Annotated in this window: 16 protein-coding genes and 1 pseudogene; 6 read left to right on the top strand and 11 right to left on the bottom strand. The window is 64.5% G+C overall.

Going from position 1 to position 20,759, the window contains the following annotated elements:
* The 5 genes and pseudogenes from FJW10_RS04765 to FJW10_RS04785 form a co-directional block, all read right to left on the bottom strand.
* Positions 1-610: pseudogene (locus FJW10_RS04765) on the bottom strand (1,4-alpha-glucan branching enzyme); the annotation flags it as partial.
* Positions 611-729: 119 nt separating this feature from the next.
* The gene (locus tag FJW10_RS04770; protein ID WP_140898801.1) at positions 730-3,192 is read right to left on the bottom strand and encodes a glycogen/starch/alpha-glucan phosphorylase; all 2,463 of its coding nucleotides are present in this window, start codon (positions 3,190-3,192) and stop codon (positions 730-732) included.
* Positions 3,193-3,324: 132 nt separating this feature from the next.
* On the bottom strand, positions 3,325-4,119 hold the full coding sequence (locus tag FJW10_RS04775) for an ATP-binding cassette domain-containing protein (protein ID WP_246674112.1): 795 nt from the start codon (positions 4,117-4,119) through the stop codon (positions 3,325-3,327).
* Positions 4,116-5,192 carry an ABC transporter permease gene (locus tag FJW10_RS04780; RefSeq protein ID WP_140898803.1) on the bottom strand — a complete coding sequence of 359 codons (1,077 nt, stop codon included), beginning with the start codon at positions 5,190-5,192 and terminating at the stop codon, positions 4,116-4,118. The genes FJW10_RS04775 and FJW10_RS04780 overlap by 4 nt, the downstream gene beginning before the upstream one ends.
* Positions 5,193-5,287: 95 nt before the next feature.
* On the bottom strand, positions 5,288-6,316 hold the full coding sequence (locus tag FJW10_RS04785; RefSeq protein ID WP_140643399.1) for a sugar ABC transporter substrate-binding protein: 1,029 nt from the start codon (positions 6,314-6,316) through the stop codon (positions 5,288-5,290).
* 210 nt (positions 6,317-6,526) lie between these two features.
* Here FJW10_RS04785 and FJW10_RS04790 point away from each other — a divergent pair, with 210 nt between their 5' ends.
* From FJW10_RS04790 to FJW10_RS04805, 4 genes are all read left to right on the top strand, one after another.
* Complete coding sequence (locus FJW10_RS04790; protein WP_140898805.1) at positions 6,527-7,750, top strand: ROK family transcriptional regulator; 1,224 nt, start codon at positions 6,527-6,529, stop codon at positions 7,748-7,750.
* Positions 7,751-7,752: 2 nt separating this feature from the next.
* Positions 7,753-8,199 (top strand): RbsD/FucU domain-containing protein, encoded by a 447-nt coding sequence (locus tag FJW10_RS04795; protein ID WP_140835413.1) that lies wholly within the window; start codon positions 7,753-7,755, stop codon positions 8,197-8,199.
* On the top strand, positions 8,196-9,119 hold the full coding sequence (locus FJW10_RS04800; protein WP_140835412.1) for a carbohydrate kinase: 924 nt from the start codon (positions 8,196-8,198) through the stop codon (positions 9,117-9,119). Before FJW10_RS04795 ends, FJW10_RS04800 begins: the two co-directional genes overlap by 4 nt.
* Positions 9,120-9,370: 251 nt before the next feature.
* The gene (locus tag FJW10_RS04805; protein WP_140835411.1) at positions 9,371-10,513 is read left to right on the top strand and encodes a DegT/DnrJ/EryC1/StrS aminotransferase family protein; all 1,143 of its coding nucleotides are present in this window, start codon (positions 9,371-9,373) and stop codon (positions 10,511-10,513) included.
* 62 nt (positions 10,514-10,575) lie between these two features.
* Here FJW10_RS04805 and cysQ read toward each other — a convergent pair whose 3' ends face one another.
* From cysQ to cysD, 3 genes are read right to left on the bottom strand one after another with little or no spacing between them, the layout of a single operon-like run.
* Entirely contained in the window at positions 10,576-11,358 is a 783-nt protein-coding gene (gene cysQ, locus FJW10_RS04810) for a 3'(2'),5'-bisphosphate nucleotidase CysQ (protein ID WP_181177437.1), read from the bottom strand.
* 10 nt (positions 11,359-11,368) lie between these two features.
* Positions 11,369-13,306 (bottom strand): sulfate adenylyltransferase subunit CysN, encoded by a 1,938-nt coding sequence (gene cysN / locus FJW10_RS04815; protein WP_140898809.1) that lies wholly within the window; start codon positions 13,304-13,306, stop codon positions 11,369-11,371.
* Positions 13,307-13,308: 2 nt separating this feature from the next.
* Positions 13,309-14,214 carry a sulfate adenylyltransferase subunit CysD gene (gene cysD / locus FJW10_RS04820; RefSeq protein ID WP_246672342.1) on the bottom strand — a complete coding sequence of 302 codons (906 nt, stop codon included), beginning with the start codon at positions 14,212-14,214 and terminating at the stop codon, positions 13,309-13,311.
* Positions 14,215-14,657: 443 nt separating this feature from the next.
* Between cysD and FJW10_RS04825 the strand changes: the two genes are divergently transcribed.
* Together FJW10_RS04825 and FJW10_RS04830 are read left to right on the top strand one after the other, a co-directional pair.
* Positions 14,658-15,950: an O-antigen ligase family protein gene (locus FJW10_RS04825; RefSeq protein ID WP_140898813.1), complete on the top strand. Its 1,293-nt coding sequence runs from the start codon at positions 14,658-14,660 to the stop codon at positions 15,948-15,950.
* Positions 15,947-16,918, top strand: coding sequence for an NAD-dependent epimerase/dehydratase family protein (locus FJW10_RS04830; RefSeq protein ID WP_140898815.1), 972 nt, complete (start codon positions 15,947-15,949; stop codon positions 16,916-16,918). Before FJW10_RS04825 ends, FJW10_RS04830 begins: the two co-directional genes overlap by 4 nt.
* Before the next feature lie 19 nt (positions 16,919-16,937).
* Here FJW10_RS04830 and FJW10_RS04835 read toward each other — a convergent pair whose 3' ends face one another.
* From FJW10_RS04835 to FJW10_RS04845, 3 genes are all read right to left on the bottom strand, one after another.
* Positions 16,938-17,468 (bottom strand): sugar transferase, encoded by a 531-nt coding sequence (locus FJW10_RS04835; protein ID WP_140898817.1) that lies wholly within the window; start codon positions 17,466-17,468, stop codon positions 16,938-16,940.
* Between the two features lie 3 nt (positions 17,469-17,471).
* On the bottom strand, positions 17,472-18,383 hold the full coding sequence (locus tag FJW10_RS04840; protein ID WP_246674113.1) for a glycosyltransferase family 2 protein: 912 nt from the start codon (positions 18,381-18,383) through the stop codon (positions 17,472-17,474).
* A gap of 174 nt (positions 18,384-18,557) precedes the next feature.
* A complete protein-coding gene (locus tag FJW10_RS04845) occupies positions 18,558-20,591 on the bottom strand; it encodes a nucleoside-diphosphate sugar epimerase/dehydratase (RefSeq protein WP_181177413.1) in 2,034 nt (677 codons plus the stop codon).
* Positions 20,592-20,759 lie beyond the last annotated feature (168 nt).

A 20,759-nucleotide genomic window follows, 5' to 3' on the forward strand; every position in this document is an offset into this window, starting at 1 on the left:
CGATGATCTCGAACTTGTAGGGCTGGCCCGCGCCGAGATCGGGAATGAACAATTCCCAGATGCCGGTATCCCTGCGGTCGCGCATGGTGTGCCGGCGGCCGTCCCAGTCGTTGAAGGCGCCGACCACGGAGACGCGCCTGGCATTGGGCGCCCAGACGGCGAAATGCACGCCGGTGGCGCCCTCGTGTTCGACGATGTGGGCGCCGAGCTTGTCGAACAGCCTCAGATGCGAGCCTTCGGCCATGTAATAGTCATCCATCGGACCGAGCACCGGGCCGAAGGAATAGGGATCGGTCAGCCACCAGTCGCCGCCGGCGTTGCCGGCGTGATAGCGCAGCGGCTGGCGCTTGCGGATCGAGACCTTGCCCTCGAAGAAGCCGGCATCGTCGCGGCGGGAAAGCGCGCCGACCTCCTTGCCGGTCAGCGTATAGGCGGTGACGAATTCCGCATTGGGCACGAAGCAGCGGGCGACAAAGCCCTTGCCGGCTTCCTGCACGCCCAGGACCGAGAAAGGATCGCCATGCGTTCCGGAGACAATCGCCGCGACATCGCCGGCTGGCGCCAGTCCGTCCGGCCCGCTTGTCGCAGCGGTCGCGCGCGGCTTCCTCATCAGGCGGTGTTCCCTCCCCGGGCGTTATTTTGTTTTGTGCATGTCGTTGCCCCAAAACCGCTACGCACTTTTGGGCGACATGCACGACACCACATTGTTCGTGATCTCATGCAATCATATCAGACGGGTACGTTCCAGATTTCTTTCGCATATTGGCGGATCGTGCGATCGGACGAGAACCAACCCATGCGGGCAACGTTGTGGATGGCGCGTGCGTTCCAATCGGGGCTGTCGCGCCAGACGCGGTCCACCTCGCGCTGGCAGGCGGCGTAGGAATCGAAGTCGGCCGCCACCATGAACCAGTCGCTGCTGTAGAGCCCATTCATGAGGTCGCGGTAGCGATTGGGGTCATCGGGCGAGAAGACGCCGGACGAGATCGCCGCGACGGCCTGCGACAATTCAGGGGACGCCTCGATGATGCCGCGCGGATTGTAGCCATTGTTGCGCCGATCGGCGACCTCGGCGGTGGTGAGGCCGAAGATGAAGATGTTGTCGTCGCCGACATGTTCCTTCATCTCGACATTGGCGCCGTCGAGCGTGCCGATGGTGAGCGCGCCGTTCATGCCGAACTTCATGTTGCCGGTGCCGGATGCTTCCATGCCGGCGGTCGATATCTGCTCGGAAAGATCGGCGGCGGGCATCAGCATTTCGGCCAGGCTGACATTGTAGTTCGGCACGAACACCACCTTCAGCAGGCCGCGCACCGACGGATCGCCGTTGATGACTTTCGCGACGTCGTTGGCCAGTTTGATGATCAGCTTGGCGTTGTGGTAGCTCGGCGCTGCCTTGCCGCCGAAGATCTTGACGCGCGGCATCCAGTCCCGCTCGGGATGCGAGCGTATCTGGTCGTAGAGCGCGATCGCCTCGATGATGTTGAGGAGCTGGCGCTTGTATTCGTGGATGCGCTTGACCTGGATATCGAACAGCGCCGAGGGGTCGAGCCGAATGCCGAGCCGGTCGGCGATCAGGTTGGCGAGCTTCACCTTGTTCTGCCGCTTCACGGCGGCGAATTTTTCACGGAAAGCCGCGTCGTCGGCGAGCGGATCGAGATCCTTGATCGCCTCGATGTCGTCCATGAAGCGGTCGCCGATCGCCTCGCGGGCAAGCGAGGTCAGGCCCGGATTGCACTGGATCAGCCAGCGCCTGGGCGTGATGCCGTTGGTCTTGTTGTTGATGCGGTCGGGATAGAGCTTGTGGAGATCGGCGAACACCGTCTCCTTCATCAGCTCGGTGTGCAGGGCCGAGACGCCGTTGATCGAATGCGAGCCGACGAAAGCCAGATTGCCCATGCGCACGCGGCGGTCGCCATTTTCCTGGATCAGCGAGATGCGGGCGATCTGATCGCTCGAGAACTGGTTGGTGGCGCGGGCCTCGAGCAGCACCTGCGCATTGATGGCATAGACAATCTGCATGTGGCGCGGCAGCAGACGTTCGAACAGCGGCACCGGCCAGCTTTCCAGCGCCTCGGGCAACAGCGTGTGATTGGTATAGCCGAAGGTGCGCTTGGTGATATCCCAGGCCTGGTCGAAGTCCATGCCGTGGACGTCCATCAGGAGCCGCATCAGCTCCGGCACGGCGACCGCGGGATGGGTGTCGTTGAGGTGGATCGCCGCCTTGTCGGGCAGCGATTTCAGATCGCCATACTGGCTGAGATGACGCTGCACGATGTCCTGCAGCGAGGCGGTGGAGAAGAAATACTCCTGCCGCAGTCTCAACTCCTGCCCGGCCATGTGGGAATCTGCCGGATAGAGCACGCGCGACAGCGCGTCGGCCTTGTTGCTTTCGGCCAGCGCGCCGATGTGGTCGCCGGCGTTGAACTTGTCGAGCAGGATCGGATCGATCGGCATACCGGACCAAAGTCTCAGCGTGTTGACGCGCCTGGCATGCCAGCCGGCGACGGGCGTGTCGTAGGCAACCGCCAGCACATGCTCGGTCGGCTTCCAGACGTGGCGTTCGAGCCGGCCGTCCTTGGAGGTGATCGATTCCACCGAGCCGCCGAAGCCGACCTCGAAGGAGCGCTCGCGCCGCTCGAACTCCCAAGGGTTGCCGTGGTCGAGCCAGGTCTCCGGCAGCTCGACCTGCCAGCCGCCGTGGATTTCCTGGCGGAACATGCCGTTGGCGTAGCGGATGCCGTAGCCATGGGCGGGGATATCGACGGTCGCCATGCTTTCCATGAAGCAGGCGGCGAGACGGCCGAGGCCGCCATTGCCGAGCGCGGCGTCCGGTTCGAGCCCCGCGATGAGGTCGAGGTCGACGCCGAGGGAGGACAGCGCCTCGCGCATGTTCTCCATCAGGCCGAGATTGGAGAAGGCGTCGCGCATCAGGCGCCCGATCAGGAATTCCAGCGAAAGGTAATAGACGCGTTTTTCCTGCTGGTCATAGGCTTCCTTGGTTGCCTGCATCCAGTGGTCGACGATGCGGTCGCGGACGACCTTGATCGAAGCCGTCAACCAGTCATAGGGCGTGGCGACGGTGGTGTCCTTGCCGACCCGGTATTTGAGCGACAGCAGGACTTCCTCGGCGAGCGTCTTGGGATCGGGATTGTCGAGGACTGGGACTTCGATCGTCATGGCGGATGTCATTTCGTCTCTCGTTCAACTGGCCTGATCATAGCGGCTTTCACCGTTCCTCCCAGCCTATCTTAGTGCGTTGCAGCATAGGTTCAATCGATTTAAGCGGGCCGCGTTCCACATCCCCGCGACAATGCGGCGCGATCAGGCCGCCAATACCTCCGGCGGTGCCTTGGCGCCGGTCATGAAGGCGACGGCGTCGGACATTGTATATTGCTTCGGATCGATGACGGCGAGGCGACGGCCCAGGCGATGGATGTGGATGCGGTCGGCCACCTCGAAGACATGCGGCATGTTGTGCGAGATGAGCACGATCGGCAGACCGCGCTTCTTGACGTCGAGCATCAGCTCCAGCACGCGGCGGCTTTCCTTGACGCCGAGCGCCGCGGTCGGCTCGTCCATGATCACGACGCGGCTGCCGAAGGCGGCAGCGCGGGCCACAGCAACACCCTGGCGCTGGCCACCCGACAGCGTTTCGACCGACTGGTTGATGTTCTGGATGGTCATCAGCCCGAGCTCGGACAGTTTCTCGCGGGCGATGCGCGCCATGGCCGAGCGGTCGAGCCTCCTCAGCCATTGCCCGGCGAAGCCCGGTTTGCGCAGTTCCCGGCCAAGGAACATGTTGTCGGCGATCGACAGCGCCGGCGACAGGGCCAGGTTCTGGTAGACGGTCTCGATGCCGGCCATGCGCGCCTCGATCGGCGAGCGGAAATGCACCGGCTGGCCGTTGAGCTCGATCGCGCCGGAGTCCGGGATGACCGCGCCGCAGAGCGCCTTCACCAGCGTCGACTTGCCGGCGCCGTTGTCGCCGATGACGGCAAGTATCTCGCCCGGCATCAGGTCGAAATCGGCATTGTCGAGAGCGACCACCCTGCCGTAGCGCTTGTTGAGGCCTTTTGCCTGCAGAATGGGGGCCTGAAGAATGGACTGCGTGCTCATGCCGAAATCTTCCTGATCCACTGATCGATGGTGACGGCGAGGATGATGAGGATACCGACGGTGAACTCCTGCCAGAGCGAGTCGACGCCGGCGAGCGCCAGGCCATTGCGGAAGACGCCGACGATCAACGCGCCGAACAATGTCCCGACGATCGAGCCGCGGCCCCCAAACAACGAGGTGCCGCCGATCACCACGGCGGTAATGGCATCGAGATTGGCGGTCTGGTTGCCGAGCGGGCTTGCCGCGCCGATGCGACCGATAAGCGCCCAGGCGGCGACGGCGCAGATGAAGCCGGCCAGCGTGTAGACGGCAATGAACACGCCGCGGGTGTTGATGCCGGCGAGGCGTGCGGCTTCGTCGTCGTCCCCGGTTGCGTAGACATGGCGGCCGAAGGCGGTGCGGTTCAACACATACCAGATGATCAGAGCCGTCAGGATCATGGCGATGGCGCCGTAGGTCAGCACCGCGCCGCCACCCAACCTGATCGTATGGCCCAGCCACTGCAGCAGCGGTCCCGCCGCCTCGATGTCCTGGGCGCGCACGGTCTCGGAATGCGAGACGTAGATGACCATCGCGCCATAGACGCTCCAGGTGCCGAGCGTGACGATGAAGGGTGGCAGCTTGATCACCGCCACCAGCAGGCCGTTGATCAGGCCGCAGACAAGACCGGTGAGCAGGCCCAGCACGAAACTCAATTCGACCGGCACGCCGTAGGTTACGGTCAGCCTGCCCATGACGATGGACGACAGCACCATCATGGCGCCGACCGAAAGATCGATGCCGGCGGTCAGGATGACCAGCGTCTGGGCGATGCCCAGAAAGGCGATGATGGTGACTTGTTGCAGCACCAGCGAAAGATTGAACGGCGCGAAGAAGCGCCCGCCCGCCGCGACCGAGAAAATCAAAACGCCGATGACCAGGACAATGAACGGGATGGCCGTGGGATATTCGTGCAGGAAGCGCTGCAGGTTTTTTACAAATGAACCCCGGTCCTCATCAAAACTCGCCACGGACTGGTCGTGGCCCTGAAGGCCGCGCTCGGCCGAGACCGAGCCGGTTGTGTCGTCGCTCATCTTTATCCCCTCCCAGGATCCCGTGCTTCGGGAAAGGGCGGCCGGAGCCGCCCTTTCAGTGAGTTTAGTCCGTTATTGCGGGTCTTAGGAAGGCGTCAGCCCCAGCAAAGTTCCGCGCCCTTCTTGCTGTCGATCGACTCGACGCCATTGACGGGCTTGTCGGTGATCAGCGTGGCGCCGGTGTCGAAGAACTCCTTGCCGGGGGTCGGCTTTGGCTTTTCGCCGGTCTTGGCGAACTTCTCGATCGCTTCCATGGCCATGGCGGCCATCTTCAGCGGATATTGCTGCGAGGTCGCGCCGATGACGCCGGCCGCGACATTCTTGACGCCCGGGCAACCGCCGTCGATCGAAACCACCAGCACCGAGCCGTCATCCTTGCCGGCCGCCTTGAGCGCCTGGTAGCCACCGGCCGCCGCCGGCTCGTTGATCGTGTACATCACGCTCACGTCCGGGCACTTCTGCAGCAGCGTTTCCATGGCGGTGCGGCCGCCATCCTCGGCGCCGCCGGTCATCTCGTGGCCGCAGATGCGCGCGTCGTCCTCGTCGCCGTATTTCTTCGGATCCTTGATGTCGATGCCGAAGCCCTTCATGAAGCCCTGGTCGCGCAGATAGTCGACGGTCGGCTGGTTGGTGGCGAGGTCGAGGAAGGCGATCTTGGCGCTCGAGGCCTTGTCGCCAAGCGTGCCCTTGGCCCACTCACCGATCAGCTCACCTGCCTTGAAATTGTCGGTCGCGAAAGTGGCGTCCGCCGCGTCGATCGGATCGAGCGGCGTGTCGAGCACGATGACCAGCAGGCCAGCATCACGCGCCTTCTTGATGGTCGGCACGATGGCGCTGGAATCGCTCGGCACAATGGCGAAGCCCTTGGCGCCGGCCGAGATCAGGTTCTCGATGGCCGCGACCTGGCTGTCATTGTCGCCGTCGAACTTACCGGCAAAGGTCTGCAGCGTGAGGCCGAGTTCCTTGGCTTTGGCCTGCGCGCCTTCGCGCATCTTGACGAAGAACGGGTTGCCCTCGGTCTTGGTTATCAGGCCGACGATGTCGGCGGCATACGAGGCCGTGGCCATCGCGCCGTAAAAGGCAAGACCGGCAACGGCCGCCTTCAGGATAGTCCATTTACGCATGATTTCCTCCCAGTGAACCACTCCGGCGCCGGCCAACCGGCGCCTGCGGAGCGCCCACCGAAGTTCTCCCAGTATGGGCGCGATGTCAAAAAGACACCAGTCCGTAACCGCTGTCAATAATTAAATCACTCTTATTTATTATTGACACTCTTGCGCTGTTCACCCATTCTGAACGAAAAGCATCGAGGGGAAACAGACGGGAGGAACAGGGTGGAGACCGGCATTGCGAGGCACGGTTCGCCCGAGGCTTTGGAAAGCCGGCTGCATCGCGGCACCAACCAGAGCGGCATGCGCGACCACAATGAGCGGCTCGTGCTGTCCCTGGTGCGCCAGCATGGCAGCCTGGCCAAATCCGACATTGCGCGCATGACCGGGCTGTCTGCCCAGACAGTGTCGGTGATCATGCGCGAGCTCGAGGAAGACAAGCTGCTCGTGCGCCAGGCGCCGCTGCGCGGCAAGATCGGCCAACCTTCGATCCCGATGGCGCTCAATCCGGAAGGCGCCTTTTTCATCGGCCTCAAGATCGGCCGCCGCAGCGCCGAGCTCGTGCTGATAGACTTCCTCGGCAATGTGCGCGCCATGCTGCAGCATTCCTACCGCTATCCCGCACCGCGCGAGACCGTCGAGTTCGTCACCGCCGGCATCAAGACGATGCGCGGCGAGCTGGCGCCGGCGCAGGACAAGCGCATTGCCGGGCTCGGCATCGCCATGCCGTTCGAGCTATGGAACTGGGCAGACACGGCCGGCGCGCCGCGCGAGATCATGGACGAATGGCGCCATCGCGACATCCGCGCAGACATCCAGGGGCAGTGCGAGTTCCCCGTCTACCTGCAGAACGACGCGACTTCGGCTTGCGGCGCGGAGCTCGTCTTCGGACGAGCGGGCGGAGCGCGCGATTTCGTCTATTTCTACATCGGCGCCTTCGCCGGCGGCGGCATCGTGCTCAACGGCCGCCTCTACAGCGGGCCGAACGGCAACGCCGGCGCGCTGGGCTCGATGCCGGTGCCCGGGCCGGACGGCAAACCGACGCAGCTCATCGACGTCGCCTCGATCGCGATGCTGGAAAGGGCGCTCTCCGCCAAGGGCATCGACGGCACCTATCTGTGGACCTCGCCGCAGGAATGGGGCGAGATCGGCGCCGATCTCGACGAGTGGATCGCCAGCGCCTCGCGGGCGCTCGCCTATGCCATTGTCGCTGCCTCGTCGGTCATCGATTTCGAAGCGGCGGTTATCGACGGCTGGATGCCGCTCGAGGTGCGGCGCCGGCTGGTCGATGCCGTCACGGAAGCGATCGCCCGCATCGATGCCGAAGGACTGAAACTGCCTGTCGTGCGCGAGGGAACGGTCGGCATCCACGCACGCGCCATGGGCGGCGCCAGCCTGCCGCTCTCCGAGCGCTTCCTGATCGGACCGAATACGTCCGGGGGCGCCTGACCATGCTGATCGGCATCCCGCCGCTGCTCGGGCCCCGGTTCCTGGCGACGCTCAGGGCAATGGGCCATGGCGACGAGATCGCGATCGTCGACGGCAATTATCCGGCCGAGGAACAGGCGCGGCGGCTGATCCGCGCGGACGGCCACAACGTCATAGCCGTCCTCGACGCCGTGCTCAGCGTGCTGCCGGTGGACGAGGCGGTGCCAGAGGCGCTGTTCCGTGCCTCGGTCAAGGGCGACCCGGCGCTCGCCGACCCCGTGCATCGCGAGATGGAAGCGGTTTGCGCCAGGCGCGCGCCGGGCCACAAGGTGGTTGCGCTGGCCGGGCCCGACTTCTATGCACGCGTCAAGGCCGCGCACGCCATCGTGGCGACCAGCGAACCCAGGCTCTTTGCCAACATCATCATCCGCAAGGGCGTGATCCATCCGCCGGAGACCAAGACGACATGATCCTTTGCTGTGGCGAAGCCCTGATCGACATGCTGCCGCGCACCACGACGGAAGGCGAAGCGGCCTTCGCGCCCTATGTCGGCGGCGCGGTGTTCAACTCGGCGATTGCGCTCGGCCGGCTCGGCGCCCCGGCAGGCTTCTTTTCCGGCCTCTCCTCCGACCTGTTCGGCGGCCAATTCCGCGACGCGCTCGGCGCCAGCAAGGTGAGTTCCACCTATGCGCACACCTCCCCTCGCCCGACCACGCTCGCCTTCGTGCGGCTCACCAACGGCCAGGCGACCTACACTTTCTATGACGAGAACACCGCCGGGCGCATGCTGACCATCGAGGACCTGCCGAAGCTCGGCTCGGAAATCGAGGCGATGCTGTTCGGCGCCATCAGCCTGATCTCCGAGCCGGCGGGCTCGGCCTATGAGGAATTCATGCGACGCGAGCACCAAAGCCGCGTCATGATGCTCGACCCCAACATCCGGCCGAACTTCATCCCGGACAAGGCCAAGCATCTCAGACGCATCCGCGAGATGATGGCGATGGCCGACATCGTGAAATTGTCGGACGAGGACCTCAAATGGTTCGACGAGGCCGGCTCGCACGAGGATGTGGTGCGCAACTGGCTGGAGCGTGGGCCCGAGCTGATCGTCGTCACCCATGGCAGCGAAGGCGCCGTCGGCTACAGCAAGGCGCACAAGGTCACGGTCATGCCGCAGAAGGTGAAGGTCATCGACACGGTCGGCGCCGGCGACACGTTCAATGCCGGCATCCTGGCCTCCCTGCATGAGCAGGGTCTGCTCACCAAGGCGGCGATCGGCAACCTTCCGGAAGAAGCGATCCGCAAGGCGCTGGAACTTGGCGCCAGCGCGGCGGCGGTAACGGTTTCGCGAGCCGGCGCCAATCCGCCCTGGCGCCACGAAATCGCCTGATCCGGCGCGGGGACGGACGCGAGCCCATCCTTCGCGGCCGATCACTTTATGTTTCCCATCGGTGGAACGACGCGACAAGAGGGGCAGGAAAACACCTCTCAAAGCTCGGATTTCCGGCTTTTTCAGGCATTGCGCCGGCAAAGTCGGTAACACGCTGCGACACATAAGCAATCTGCGCCGGCCGCCGCCGGCTTTCTCAGCCGGTTCAAGTCTGTTACCAGCGGGCCGGTTTTACAGGCATTGAGGCCGACATGCAGTTCATCGATCTTGGCGCACAGCGCGAACGTATCCGCGACCGGCTGAAGGTCGCTATCGACAAAGTCGTCGAGGACGGCCGCTATATCCTCGGTCCGCAGGTCACCGAATTCGAGAACAAGCTGGCGGCCTATATCGGCGTCAAGCATGTGGTCGCCTGCGCCAACGGCACCGATGCTCTGCTTCTGCCGCTGTTTGCCGCCGGCATCGGCCCGGGCGATGCGGTGTTCGTGCCGAGCTTCACCTTCGCCGCCACCGCCGAAGTGGTGGCGCTAGCCAAGGCCGAGCCGGTCTTCGTCGACGTCGACCGCGACACCTACAACATCGATATCGCCAGCCTCGAGGCGGCGATCGAGATGATCAAGAAGGAAGGAAGGCTGAAGCCGAGGGCGATCATCCCCGTCGACCTGTTCGGGCTCTCCGCGGACTACGAGGCGATCATGGCGATCGCCAAGCGCGAGAACCTTCTGGTGATCGAGGATGCCGCGCAGTCGATGGGCGGTTCCGCCGACGTCACGATGTGCGGCGCTTTCGGCCATGTCGGCTCGACCAGCTTCTATCCGGCCAAGCCGCTTGGCTGCTATGGCGACGGCGGCGCCATGTTCACCAATGACGGCGCGCTGGCCGACAAGCTCCGCTCCTTCGCCTTCCACGGCAAGGGCGAGACGCAATATGACAATGTCCGCGTCGGCATCAATTCGCGCCTCGACACGCTGCAGGCGGCGATCCTGATCGAAAAGCTCGCCATCCTCGAGGATGAGATGATGGCGCGCCAGGTTGTCGCCGACCGCTATGCCAAGGGCCTCGGCGACATCGTCAAGGCGTCACGCAATCTTGGCCATGGCCGCTCGGCCTGGGCGCAGTATGCGATCGAGACGCCGAAACGCGACGGGCTCAAGGCGCATCTCGGCGAAAAGGGCATTCCGTCGGTGATCTATTATGTGAAACCGCTGCACGAGCAGGTGGCCTACAAGGACTATCCGCGCACGCCTACCGGCCTTGCCGTCTCGGAAGCACTGCCCAAGCAGATCCTCTGCCTGCCGATGCACGCCTATTTGAGCGAGGCCGACCAGGACCGCATCATCGAGACGATCCGCAATTATATCGGGTCGAACTCGGCGCATGTGGCGGCGGCTTAAAGCCTGAAAGGTCGGCGCCGGGCGCCTCTGTCCCGCCGGCATCGATAATTGGCAACGCTGCCCTAAGCCGCGCTCTTCCCCGTTGCGATGAAATGCGGGTTGGCGAAATCGCTGTCGCTGGCCTGGTTGCGCTTGCCGTAGACCAGCGGCTCGCCTTCAAGGGTACGGGTCATGCCGCCGGCGGCGCGCAAGACCGCGTCGCCCGCCGCCGTATCCCATTCCATGGTGCGGCCGAAGCGCGGATAGACGTCGGCTTCCGCCGCGGCGAGCAGGCAGAATTTCAGCGACGAGCCGACCGAGACGATCTCGGCGGCGCCGAGGTCGCGGATGAAGGCATCGGTTTCAGGCGTGTTGTGCGAACGGCTGGCGACGACGGCGAGCGGCGTGCCCCCCGCCCGCACGGTGATCGGCCGGCGGCCGGCAATGCGATAATCGGCATCGACCTCGAGCGCCTCGGCCTTGCCCGGCCGTCCGGTGAAAAAACGCCCAGTGCAAGGCGCGAAGACGACACCGATTTCCGGCACGCCATGGCGGACCAGCGCGATGTTGACGGTGAAATCGGTGCGGCGATTGACGAATTCCTTGGTGCCGTCGAGGGGATCGATCAGGAAGAAGGCGCCGCCGAGATCGGGCGTCGCAATGCCTGCAGCCACCTCTTCCTCGGCCACGCAGGGAATGTCCGGATAGGCGGCGCGCAGGCCGGCGAGGATGATCTTCTCGCTTTCGCGGTCGGCTTCGGTCACCGGCGAAGAGTCTGCCTTGCTGTCGACGGCGCAGCCCTCGTGGAAGACCCGCATCACCTCGCGCCCGGCCTCGAGCGCCAGGCGCTCGAAAACGCCGAGCATCGCCTCGTCGTCAGATACCGCCGCCATTGTCGTACTGCTCCTCGGCAATGTCGCGCTCGGTCAGCCAATGTTCCAGGGCTTCCGCCATCTCCTGCGGGCTCCTGCCGAGAGTCTTCAGGTGAATTTCCGGATTCTCCGGCGCTTCATAAGGAGAATCCACGCCGGTGAAATTCTTGATCTCGCCGCTCAAGGCGCGCGCGTAAAGACCCTTCGGATCGCGCCTTGCGCATTCCTCGAACGGCGTGTCGACAAACACCTCGACGAACTCGCCCTCGGCCATCAGCTCGCGCGCCACGCGCCGCTCGGCGGCGAAGGGCGAGATGAAGGAGACGATGACGATCAGGCCGGCATCGGCCATCAACTTGGCCACCTCGGCGACACGGCGGATGTTTTCCACGCGGTCGGCGTCGGTGAAGCCGAGATCGCGATTGAGGCCGTGGCGGACGTTGTCGCCGTCGAGGATATAGGTGTGTCGCCCGGACGCGAACAGCTTCTTCTCGAACAAATTGGCGATGGTCGACTTGCCGGAACCGGAGAGCCCGGTGAACCAGAACACCGCCGGACGCTGGTTCTTCAAGTCGGAACGGCCGCGCTTGCCGACATCGAGCGACTGCCAATGGATGTTTTCGGCGCGGCGCAGCGAATGCAGGATCATGCCGGCGCCGACGGTGGCGTTGGTGATGCGGTCGATCAGGATGAAGGCGCCGGTGGTGCGGTTCTCGGCGAACGAATCGAAGGCGATCGGCGCGCGGGTCGAGAGGTTGCAGACGCCGACCTCGTTGATGTCGAGCGACTTCGCCGCCTCACGCGCGAAATCGTTGACGTTGACCCGGTATTTCAGCTCGGTGACGGTGGCGCTGACCTGATCGGTTTCGGTGCGCAAGACGTAGGAGCGGCCAGGCAGCAGCGCCTGCTCGTCGAACCAGACGATGTTGGCGGCGAACTGATCGGCGACCTGCGGTCTTGCCGAGGGCGACACCAGCATGTTGCCGCGCGACACCTCGACCTCGTCCTCGAGGACGAGCGTGATCGCCTGGCCGGCGACCGCCTGCTCGAGATCGCCGCCCTGCGCGACGATGCGCTTGACCCTGGACGCCTTGCCCGACTTGGCGACGACGACCTCGTCTCCTTCCGAGACAGTGCCCGAAGCGATGGTGCCGGCAAAGCCACGGAAATCGAGGTTTGGGCGGTTCACATACTGGACGGGGAAGCGGAAGGGCAGCTCGACGGCGGCCTCGTCGACCGACACGGTTTCGAGATGCTCGATCAGCGATGGCCCGGAATACCAGGGCGTGCGCTCGGAGCGGCTGGTGACGTTGTCGCCGAAGCGCGCCGACATCGGGATCGGCGCGATGCTGACGAAGCCGAGCTCCTTCGCGAACTCGCCATAGTCGGCGACGATCCGGTCGAACGCGGTCTCGTCGAAGCCGACGAGATCGATCTTGTTGACCGCAAGCACGATGTGGCGGATGCCGAGCAGCGAGGCGATGATCGAATGGCGCCTGGTCTGGCGCAGCACGCCCTGGCGCGCATCGATCAGCACGATGGCCAGATCGGCGGTCGAGGCGCCGGTCGCCATATTGCGCGTATACTGCTCATGGCCGGGCGTGTCGGCGACGATGAACTTGCGCTTCGGCGTGGCGAAGAAGCGATAGGCGACATCGATGGTGATGCCTTGCTCGCGCTCCGCCTCCAGCCCGTCCACCAACAGCGCGAAGTCGATGTCGTCGCCGGTGGTGCCGTGCTTGCGCGAATCCTTCTCGAGCGCCGCAAGCTGGTCCTCGAAGATCTGCTTGGTTTCGGAGAGCAGACGGCCGATCAGCGTCGACTTGCCGTCGTCGACCGAGCCGCAGGTGAGAAAGCGCAGCAGCGACTTCTTCTCCTGGGCGGCCATGTAGTCGCGGATCGAATCGGTCGGGGCGAGGCTCTTGGCCATGATGTGGCGCATTATCAGAAATAGCCCTCGCGCTTCTTCTTTTCCATAGAACCTGCCTCGTCGCGATCGATGAGGCGACCCTGGCGCTCGGAGGTGCGGGCGGTCAGCATCTCGCCGACGATGGCCTCCAGCGTGTCGGCGTCGGACTCGATCGCGCCGGTCAGCGGGTAGCAGCCCAGTGTGCGGAAGCGCACGAGCCGGTTCTCGACCGCTTCGCCGGGGCGCAGTTGCATGCGGTCATCGTCCTTCATGATCAGCATGCCGTCGCGCTCGACCACCGGCCGCTCCTTGGCGAAATAGAGCGGCACGATCGGGATGTTCTCCTGCAGGATGTACTGCCAGATATCGAGCTCGGTCCAGTTGGACAGCGGGAAGACGCGGATCGACTCACCCGGCGCGATGCGGGTGTTGAAGATCTTCCACATTTCCGGCCGCTGGTTCTTCGGGTCCCAGGCGTGCTGGGCGTTGCGGAAGGAAAAGATGCGCTCCTTGGCGCGCGACTTCTCCTCGTCGCGGCGGGCGCCGCCGAATGCGGCATCGAAGCCGTATTTGTCGAGCGCCTGGCGCAACGCCACCGTCTTCATCACATGGGTGTGGGTGTTGGAGCCATGATCGAAGGGGTTGATGCCCTCGCGAACGCCATCCTCGTTGACATGGACCAAAAGGTCGAAGCCAAGCTTCTGCGCCATCTGATCGCGAAAGGCGATCATCTCGCGGAACTTCCAGGTGGTGTCGACATGCAGGAACGGGAAAGGCGGCTTGGCCGGATAGAAGGCCTTCATCGCCAGATGCATCAGCACGGACGAATCCTTGCCGACCGAATAGAGCATCACCGGCTTAGAGAAAGATGCCGCAACCTCGCGGAAGATGTGGATGGATTCGGCCTCGAGCCGCTGCAGATGCGTGAGCGCGATATTCATGGAGCGTCGAGCGTTCTCTCGTGCCGTGGAGCGGAAATCTTGCATTTGCAGGCGGCAATTCCATACCGCCCGGGCGCAAATTTCACTTCGGACAAACTGTTTCGTGCGGGCGTTCTACCAGATCGGCGCTGCCGATAACAATGCAAGACCCGCGCGGCGCGCCGCGATTAGAGAACGAATTTTCCAAGCGCAGCGGGGAAAAGCGGAAAATCCTGCCAGAGCTATCGAAAACGAAAGCCCGTGGCGTCCAGGGAATTCCGGAGTCCCCGATCCTCGCCGGATCGGGATTTCTGCCGCAACATCGTCGACCGCACTATCGCGGAGCGGCGCCAGCCGCTATACGGGCTCGGGGAACGGGCAAGGCGCGGCAAACGGATCGGCGAGGCGGCCTCTGGCTGGCTCCATGGATCCGGGCGCAACCTGGAAATTTGCGAAGCAAGCATTTGAACCCGTTTACAACGCTCCGGCGCCACCTCACGCCCGCACAGATCAACGTCTATTTCTCGATCGTCTGCTTTTTTTCGCCGCCGGTGCTTGGATCGCTGGTCAGCATCGCTTTCAATGCCGGTGGCGTGTGGTCCGCGATGCTGTTGGCCGCGAAACGGCGACGCTTCAACGTCGACCGGCCGATGCTCGCCTTGACGGTGGCGATCTATGCCTATTGCGCGGCCATGGTTCTGGCTTCGATCGTCAACGGCACGCTGGCCGCCGATCTGCGGTTTTTCCTGCCACTGATCACCTTCCTGCTGTTCCCCATCTCCTATTCGACCTGGAGCATCACCGAGAAGAGCGCGCTGGCACGCATCGCCATCCTGGCCAGCACCGCGGCCTGCTTCGGCGCGCTGGCGATGGCCGTGTTCCAGTATCATCGGCTCGGTGTGAGGGCGGAGGGCGGCGCCGGCAATCCGATCGTCTTCGCGACCGTTACCTGCCTTGCCGTCATGACATGCCTTGCCGGCGCGCTGTCGGGCATCGAGAAACGCTGGAAGCTGCCGGTCCTGGCGGCGATCGCCGGAGCCATTGCGATTGTCTATTCGGGATCGCGCATGATCTGGGTGGCCGTGCCGATCGCCAGCATCGTCGTGCTTCTCATCAACCGCCGCCGGTTCACCGGCGCCAGCCTGGCACGCTTCGTGGCGATCGGCGTCGTAGTCGCCCTTGTGATCGCCGCCATCGGCTCCCGTGCCGTGCTGGATAGAACCGACTTCCTGGTCAGCGACTGGGATGCGCTGAACGCCAATGGTGACCATTCGACGGCGCTCGGCCTGCGCGTGGCGATGTGGGAAATCGGCTTTGCCGCGTTTCGCGAGATGCCGATTTTCGGCCATGGCATCTCGGCGAGCCGTGCGCTGATGAAGCAGGGTTTTCACGAGCAGTTCGGGCTAAGCGCGGGTTTCAGCCATTTTCACAATGGCTTCCTGACCGCGCTGGTCGAGGCCGGTCTGCTTGGGGCGCTGGCCTTGGCGTCGATTTTCGTCGTCGCCGCCTGGAACGCGGCACGGACACTGCGCCTCAGCGCCGATCCGGTGGAGCGGTTCGGCGCGACGATGGTCCTTGTCGCGGTCATCACCTATCTCACCGGCGGAATGGCCGGCATCCTGGTCGGCCACGACATCCTCGATGCAACGCTGATGGTGTTCCTGATCTCGGGGACCTACCTTGCATCCGGGCGGACGGCAGCGCCAACTGGGAAAAGCGCGCCTGCGGCGGCGCCGGACGCCAGCCTGCGACCATGAAGGTCCTGGTCACCGGCGCGACAGGCTTCATTGGACGCCGGGTCGTCAGCCGGTTGCGCGAGGCCGGATTCGGCATACGGATCGCCTCCCGCCAGCCGCAGCAACTGGCGGGCGTGGACGATGCCGTCGCGCTGCCCGGCGCCGATGCGTCGGACGAAGCCTTCCTGGCGCTGATGCGCGAGGTGACGCATGTCGTCCACTGTGCGGCGCTCAACAATGACCGCAACGCCGGCGAGGCCGACTTCCAGGCCGTCAATGCGATGCTGACCGGACGGCTCGCCCGGGCGGCGGCCGCGCGCACCGACGGGCGCTTCATCTATCTCTCCTCGATCCGCGCCGTGGTGGGCGCCGGTTTCAGCGGCACCATCGACGAGACCACACCCCCCGCCCCGCAAGACGCCTATGGGCGCTCCAAGCGCGAAGGCGAGATCAAAACGCTGGAGGCTTTCGCAGCGGCAGGGCGCGCCGGTGCGACGGCGTTGCGGCTGCCACCGGTCTATGGCGAAGGCATGAAGGGAAATCTGCGCGCGCTGACGCGCCTCGCTGCCAACGGCCTGCCGCTGCCAGCAGCCGCCCTGACAGCGGTTCGCTCGCTCGTCTCGCAAGACGCCGTGGCCGGCGCCGTGACGCATCTTGTGACCCGTCCCGCGCCGCCGCGCCCGATCTATGTGCTCAGCGATGCTTCTCCGGTTGCGATGGCCGAAATCATCACCGCGTTCCGGCGCGGATACGGCCGGCCGGCCCGGCTTTTCCCCATGCCGGCCTGGCCGCTGCGGCTGCTGGCCACGCTGCTTGGCCGGCAGGCGTCATGGCAAGCCTTCATGGCGACGCAGATCTGTGACCCGTCCCTGCTGGCCTCGGAAGGCTGGATGCCGGAAACCGACACGCCCGGCCGGCTTGAGGAATTGGCGCGGCAGGCCGGTCAGAACGATTCCGGGAAGCGGCCAGGCTCGGGGCCTTCGCCGTAGCTTTCCGTCCGGAAGCGCTTCAAAAGAACGTACCCAGCAATATCTTGAGGTCCAGGCTGGTCGAGGCGGCCTTGATGTAGGCCGCGTCGGTTTCCGCGCAAAGTTTTGGATCAGACATGTCGATCCCCTTGATCTGCGCGAGCCCTGTGATGCCTGGAAGTGCGGTGAGCACGCCCAGTTCCCTGCGCCGTTCGATCAGTTCCGCCTGCGTCGGCAGGCATGGACGAGGGCCGACAAGGCTCATCTCGCCCTTGAGCACGTTCCAGAGCTGCGGCAATTCGTCGATCTTGGTTGCCCGCAGCACCTTGCCGACCGCGGTGACCGAACCGGCCGGCGCCTCGTGCGTGGGCAAGGAAGGCGTTGCGCGATACATGGTGCGCAATTTGCGGCAGGCAAAGAGGGCGCCTCCCCGGCCGACGCGGATCTGCGAGAAGATGGCGGGGCCGGCCGATGTTGCCCGGATTGCCAGCATCGCGACAAGCAGGACGGGAGCCGCCACCACCAGCATCGGAACAGCGACCGCGAGGTCAAGCGCGCGCTTCGCGGTCATCGCTCAGATCCGGCGCCAAAGGAAGGCGACGTAGAGCCCGAGCGTCCCCATGAATGTCTGCCGGTAGACGCCGCTTTTGCCGAGCAGGCCGAAGCGCTTGAAGACACTGCCTTTGCGCGCCCTGATGAACAGGCGAAGGCAAAGTGCCGCATCGCGCGCGATGAGGTCGCGGTTGACGGCGAGGCCGCGCAGATTGCTGTCCGTCCAGGTGGCGAACTGGCCCTTGAACAGACGTCCCAGTCTTGAAAACCTCGCCCTCCAGGAGACATTGGCGCCGACCAGGTTTGCCGCATGCTGCCGGTATCTCACCAGCGGCCGCGGCTCGTAGCGGACCTTGCCTCCGGCGGCGGTGACGATGAGATAGGCCCACCAGTCATGGCTGACGAATTCGGTTCTCGCCGATGCTTTCGCCAGGAGCTGACGCGCCGCGCGGTTGAAGAGCATGGTGTTGCCGCCCGCGATGCTCTGCACCAGCGCATTGCGGAAGGACGGCGGGCGACGAAACAGCGGCGAATAGCCGGCCGGGACGCCGGTCTGCGAGATGGTCGCCGTACGCGAGCAGAACAGGAGCGGCGTTTCGATGTCCTCTCCCTCCATCCAGCGGATTGCGCTCTCCAGCCGGTCCCGCTCCCAGACATCGTCCTGGTCGCAAAAGGCATAGAAATCGGCATCGATGCTCGGATCGATGATCATCGAGCGGAAATTGGCGGCGAAGCCCCTTTGCGGGCCTTGCAAAAGGGTGAGGGACCCCTTGATCCAGCGGGATCGCCACGTCTCGACGATTGCGGTCGTGGCGTCCGACGAGCCGTCGTCGGAGACCCAGAGATCGACGAGCGGCCAGGACTGCGTAGCCAAGGATTGCAATTGTTCGCCGATATAGGCCGCGCCATCCTTCGTGCCCATGAGAACGGCCACGCGCTGATCTTTTCTGGTCACGGCTCTGAAATCACTTGCCCGAAGGGTGCTTGAACAGGTTTCAATGGACAATTGCGGGCGTACGGCACAGGTTTAAAGCGCACAGTACGCTTTAAGTTTTTGATCTTACGCATGTCTTTGTCCCGAAACCGGTTTCCACTTTCGGGAGACATGCTAACCAGCCTGCCCGGCCGTTTTCGGCGACGCCTCTTCACGCGCGCCGCTAACAGCTTCTTCCACCCCGTAGAGCCCTGCCAGGATGGCAAGCGCGGCGCCCTTGTCGCGATCGTGCATCGCGGCCACCAGCGCCGGCAGGGCCGCCTCGATCTTCGGCCATTCGATGACGCCGGTCCTGAGGCCGAAGATCTTGGCGGTGTCGAGCTTGACGACCTCCTCGTTCTCGGCATGCAGCGTCTCGTGCAGCTTCTCGCCGGGCCTGATGCCGGTGAAGCGGATCGGAATGTCGGTGTAGGGGCTTTTGCCGGCCATGCGGATCATGGTTTCAGCGACTTCGAGGATCGGCACGGGCTTGCCCATGTCGAGCATGTAGATGGCGTAGTCATCCGCGCCCCGGCGCTGCTCGGCATCGGCGGCCGACATGATGACGAGGTCGACGGCCTCGGCCACGGTCATGAAATAGCGGGTCATGCGCCGGTCCGTGATGGTCACCGGCCCGCCGGCCTCGATCTGCGCCTGGAAGATGGTCGCCACCGAGCCGTTGGAGCCGAAGACGTTGCCGAAGCGCACGGCGATGAATTTCGTGCCCGAATGACGCAAACCGGTGGCGCCGCCATGGCCGTTCGCTGCGCCGGCACGCGGCGGCGACGCCGCCGCCTGGGTTTCATGCAGCGAGGAGACGACCTGCTCGGCCGCCCGCTTGGTGACGCCCAGCACCGAGGTCGGGTCGACGGCCTTGTCGCTGGAAATCAGCAGGAACTGCGGCACCCCGCATTCGGCGGCGATCTCGGCGCAGGCGAGCGTGCCGAAGACATTCGTCTCGATCGCCGCTTCCCAGTTTTCCTCGAGCAGCGGCACGTGCTTCAGCGCCGCGGCATGGAAGATGATCGCGGGTTTGAACTCGCTGACGAGGCGCGTCATGTGAGGCCGGTCGGTGACGTCGACGATGCGGCTGGTGAGCCGGTCGCGGTCGCCGTCGTCGGTCTGCTGATCGAGCTGGAAAATGCCGAACTCGGAATTGTCGGCCACCAGCACCGCCTCGGCGCCCAGTTCCAGCGCGCGCTTGACCAGCACGCGGCCGATGGAGCCGGCGCCGCCGGTGACCATCACGCGCTTGCCGCCGACGAAGGCGCCGATGCGCGTGATGTCGGTGGCGACCGCCGAGCGGCGCATGATTGTTTCCATCTCGACGGCATCGAGAACCAGCTTGCCGCCCAGCCCCAGTTCCGACAGGCCGGAAAACTGGACGACGGCGATGCCGCTGTGGCGGGCGACGCGCACCAGCTCGGCATAGTCCTCGATCTCGCGCTCGACCCCCTGGCCGAAGATCAGGAGGTCGAGGTTTTCCGTACCCTTGACATATTCCTCCAGCACCTCGACCAGGCGCGGCCGCAGCGCCACGACCGGAACGCCCTGGATCTGCGTGCCGAGCGGCGCGTCGCTCTCGGTGGCCATGATGCCGGCGATGGCGTATTCCGCCGGCATGGCCGTGCGGGTGAAGCGAACGATCAGGTCCGCCTCGCCCAGCCGGCCGATGAACAGTGCCTGCTTGGTCGAGGCATCGCCGGCGGCGCGGCGCAGGATGCGCCAGCTCGCGCCGTCGCGCAGGAAGCGATAATAGAGCCTGGGCGCCGAAATGATGGTGAAGGAGACCAGGAAGAAGACGATGAACTGGCGCTCGTTGAGGCCGGCGACCGGCTGGAAGAAGAAGCGGAAGGCAAGCGAGGCCAGATAGAGAACCACCGTCAGGCCGCCGCAGCCCTTGAGGATGTTGAAGAAGTCGGGCGTGGAGGCAAAGCGCCAGACGGTGTTGTAGAGGCCGCTGGATCGGAACAGCAGATGGGCGACGAGCACGATGAGCGCCCAGCAGGCCAGCCCGCCGGAAGAGAGCGCGTCGAAGGAAAGCCGCGACTGCGACAGGATGAGGCTGAGCGCCACCGCGACCAGGACCATGACGAGGTCCTGGATCATGATGATGGCGCGCCGCATCCTCGGTCGGATTCCCGATACGGCTTCTACGTAGGCGGTCATTGGGTGGCACTGAACTCCAGGCGCGGAGATGCTATCAGAACGGCCGCGGACAAAACATCGTCCACCGCCACTTCAGATTGCAATTCCCCGACCCCGTCGCCCGGTTATCGCCTTAGCGCGGAGAGGACGGGAGGGCTAGCGGTTTTTTTGGCTGAGTGAACGTGCCAA

It is taken from the genome of Mesorhizobium sp. B4-1-1 (genome assembly GCF_006439375.1).
Taxonomy (GTDB): Bacteria; Pseudomonadota; Alphaproteobacteria; order Rhizobiales; family Rhizobiaceae; genus Mesorhizobium.

Bases quoted from the DNA above. Each gene is read 5' to 3' on its own strand.
- FJW10_RS04770 (WP_140898801.1), bottom strand. From the start codon at position 3,192: ATGACATCCGCCATGACGATCGAAGTCCCAGTCCTCGACAATCCCGAT.
- FJW10_RS04775 (WP_246674112.1), bottom strand. From the start codon at position 4,119: ATGAGCACGCAGTCCATTCTTCAGGCCCCCATTCTGCAGGCAAAAGGC.
- FJW10_RS04780 (WP_140898803.1), bottom strand. From the start codon at position 5,192: ATGAGCGACGACACAACCGGCTCGGTCTCGGCCGAGCGCGGCCTTCAG.
- FJW10_RS04785 (WP_140643399.1), bottom strand. From the start codon at position 6,316: ATGCGTAAATGGACTATCCTGAAGGCGGCCGTTGCCGGTCTTGCCTTT.
- FJW10_RS04795 (WP_140835413.1), top strand. From the start codon at position 7,753: ATGCTGATCGGCATCCCGCCGCTGCTCGGGCCCCGGTTCCTGGCGACG.
- FJW10_RS04800 (WP_140835412.1), top strand. From the start codon at position 8,196: ATGATCCTTTGCTGTGGCGAAGCCCTGATCGACATGCTGCCGCGCACC.
- FJW10_RS04805 (WP_140835411.1), top strand. From the start codon at position 9,371: ATGCAGTTCATCGATCTTGGCGCACAGCGCGAACGTATCCGCGACCGG.
- cysQ (WP_181177437.1), bottom strand. From the start codon at position 11,358: ATGCTCGGCGTTTTCGAGCGCCTGGCGCTCGAGGCCGGGCGCGAGGTG.
- cysN (WP_140898809.1), bottom strand. From the start codon at position 13,306: ATGCGCCACATCATGGCCAAGAGCCTCGCCCCGACCGATTCGATCCGC.
- cysD (WP_246672342.1), bottom strand. From the start codon at position 14,214: ATGAATATCGCGCTCACGCATCTGCAGCGGCTCGAGGCCGAATCCATC.
- FJW10_RS04830 (WP_140898815.1), top strand. From the start codon at position 15,947: ATGAAGGTCCTGGTCACCGGCGCGACAGGCTTCATTGGACGCCGGGTC.
- FJW10_RS04835 (WP_140898817.1), bottom strand. From the start codon at position 17,468: ATGACCGCGAAGCGCGCGCTTGACCTCGCGGTCGCTGTTCCGATGCTG.
- FJW10_RS04845 (WP_181177413.1), bottom strand. From the start codon at position 20,591: ATGACCGCCTACGTAGAAGCCGTATCGGGAATCCGACCGAGGATGCGG.